Annotated in this window: 1 protein-coding gene; it reads right to left on the reverse strand. The window is 38.1% G+C overall.

Annotated elements, in window-relative coordinates; all coding sequences use genetic code 11:
- Nucleotides 1–172: 172 nt before the first annotated feature.
- Nucleotides 173–3,195, reverse strand: a 3,023-nt coding sequence (locus AX663_RS04775) for a hypothetical protein (RefSeq protein WP_060972866.1), incomplete at its 5' end; no start/stop codon positions are given.

The raw sequence follows: 3,195 nt of genomic DNA on the forward strand, positions 1-3,195 counted from the left end.
AGTTGCTACAGACTTTTCTAAAAACAAAAAAATCCAGGACCTATGCCCTGGATTTTAGGAAATTATGAAAAAGAAAAGTTTTAGGATAGTTGTAGTATACAAAGCGATTCCTAAAGTTTTCTTAAAGTGGAAGATGGAATTACTTTTTCATAATGATTACTGTTCACTTACACTAATTGAGGAGTTTTCCATTTCCCTCAGCATCAAAATGGTAGGTCTTACCTTCGATAGTGAGGGTAGTGTTCTCAGTACGTGCACCACTGTTAGGATCATAATAATGAAGTTTATCATTTACAGTGACTAGTTCCCCTTTAGCTTGTTTGCCATCTCTATGGAAATAGACATGAGCCCCATCAATAGTTTGTTCACCGGTTAGTGCATACCAATTAGGTCCAAAGTAATACCAGTTACCATTAACCTCTTTATATTGATTTTTTATAGCAGTAGCTGTTTCCTTATCAAAGTAATAGATATGGCTACCATTAGGAATAAGTGATGGGAAATAGTCTTTAGTCAAGCCATTCGCACTAACCCTACCATCAGCATATTTATTTGTCGGAGCATCAAACATATAAAGTTCTCCGTTGATAATGTGAAGCCCTAATGGGACGTGACCAGAAGCGGTAATGTAATATCTATTACCGTTTTTGGCCTTAACGAATTGAGGCCCTTTGACTTCTTTGTTGTTCAAATCATAGAATGAAGAGTAGCCATAAGGATATAGAAATTCTCCTTTAGCAAGGTGCGGATCTGCATCATACGTAAAGACATACTCTTTACCATTGATAGTTCGAACTCCCCCTTCTCTAAGTCTTTTGCCTTTAGCATCAACATAATAAGTCTTTCCATTCAAATCAACAAATTGTTCCTTAAGGCGAGCACCACTATCTTTATCGTAAAATGAATCGTTTTCAGCAAAGTTTCCTTTAACCTGCTTACCAGTACTATCGAAGTAGACCTCGACACCGTCAATGACTTGTTCACCAGTAAGGCGTTTGCCGTCATTACCAATATAATACCAATTATTATTTATGTTTTGATAATGATTTTGTCCTAAGTCTACTCGGTCTCCTGAATTTTTACTGTAATAGTAGCCATCCGAAGCGAAGTCGCCCTTAATCTGTTTACCGTCTTGGTCAAAGAAAACATTATGACCATCAATGACCTGAGCACCTTTAAGAGGAGTACCTTTAGCACCAATTCTATACCAATTGTTATTGAAGTTAACATAACGATTGGTTACTTGTACTCCTGAATTTTCATCATAGTACGCTCCATTTTCAGCAAAGTTCCCTTTAACTTGCTTGCCATCTTTATCAAAGTAAAAATTGTTGCCATCAATGACTTGTTCACCTTTTACAATTTTACCTTCGTTATTAAGATAGTACCAGTTGCCGTTCACTTGAACAAACTGATTGTTTCCAAGATTAACGCGTGCACCAGAATCTTTATCATAATAGAAACAGTCATCTGCGAAAATCCCTTTAGCTTGAACCCCATCTTTGTCAAAGAATACGGTTACGCCATTAATGACTTGCTCTCCTTTAAGAGCTTTAGAGTCTGAACCGATATAGAACCATTTATCTTTATTTTCATGGGTATTATATGAGTTACTCAGGTCATTGATTTGAACATAACGATTAGTAACAGGTTCCCCTGTAATTGCATCATAAAAAAGTCCATTAGGTGCGAAATTTCCCTTAACTTGAATACCGTATTCACCGAAGTTGAGATGCTTACCATTAATAATTTGTTCTCCCTTAATTGTATTGCCTTGGTCATCGAGGTAATAAATAAGGGTTCCTGATGGTTGCTCTAAGGAGACAAAGCTATTTTTGACGAGTACTCCAGTGTCTTTATCATAATAATAACCATCGTAGCCAAAGTCTCCTTTGGCTTGGTGTCCTCTATAGTTAAAGTAGACACGAACGCCGTCAATAACTTGTGGACCTGTTACCACTTTTCCGTCTGACCCAAGATAATACCAATGGGTCTCTAAAGTTGGAGCCATAGAGCCGTTCGATTCGTATCGTGTTAATTGAATATAACGGTTTGTCACGAGCTCGCCAGTATCCTTGTCATAGAATTGGCCGTAAGAATTAAAATCCCCTTTAATTTGATATCCGTAATAAGGGGTAAAGTAAACTTTCACACCATCAATGACTTGTTCACCTTTAAGTATCTTTCCATCTTCATCAACATAGAACCAATGGTTATCGATGAACACGTAGTGTTTTTTCCCTAGATCAACTAAATTACCATCTTGATCATAGAAACGCCCATTGTCAGCAACGCTATTACGCACCTGTGCTCCATCATACTTATCGAAATAGACAGATTTTCCATTGATGATTTGTTCACCTTTTAATTTGTCGCCATTTTTATCAACATAGAAAGGAAAGATAGTGTTGTTATAGTTGTATTTAGTGCTAAAAACATAGCTATCTGTTACAAGGTTACCATCTTTATCGTAGAAGTGTTCATTGCTAGCAAATCCGTCTCGAACTTGAAGGCCGTTGTAATCATTGAAATAAACTTGTTTTCCTTGAATGTTTTGTGCACCTTTTAATGTTTCACCATTTTTATCAACATAGTAAACACCACCAAGATGATTAATATAACGATCCGTTACAAGAGCACCAGAATCTGCATCATAGTATTGTTTATTTTTTGAAAAGTTTCCCTTGACTTGTATGCCATTTTCATCGAAATAAACGTTGACCCCATCGATTTTTTGTGCACCAGTTAGGTTCTTACCACTAGCATCCTTATAATACCAGTTACCAAGGCTATCACTATAATATTGACCACCGGTGACATTGGTTTCACTATTGGTATCTGCGGTTGGTGTTGCAGTCTCACCGGCAGCTCGGTCTGTAGTTACGGCTTCACGTGTTTGGCCTGTAGCTGATTCTGCAGGAGTCTGGCTTTCACTTGCAGTTGTTGAAGCTGTTTCACTGGCAGTTTCAGAGCTTGCAGCAGCAGTTGTGGCTTGATCTGAGACATTTGTAGTGCTTTCAGTGCTTGCTACATTTTCAGTAGTAGCAGGAGCTTCAACAACCTTAGTTTCGACGAGGTCTGCTGTAGTTTCCACATTGGTTGTGGTAGCTGCAGTCACATCAAGGTTTGATGCGTTGTCGGCTTTAGCTTCCTCAGCGAAGGCAGGTCTTGCGATAAAGGCAAAACTTGCAAGAG

It is taken from the genome of Streptococcus sp. CCH8-H5 (assembly GCF_001556505.1).
Lineage (GTDB): Bacteria > Bacillota > Bacilli > Lactobacillales > Streptococcaceae > Streptococcus.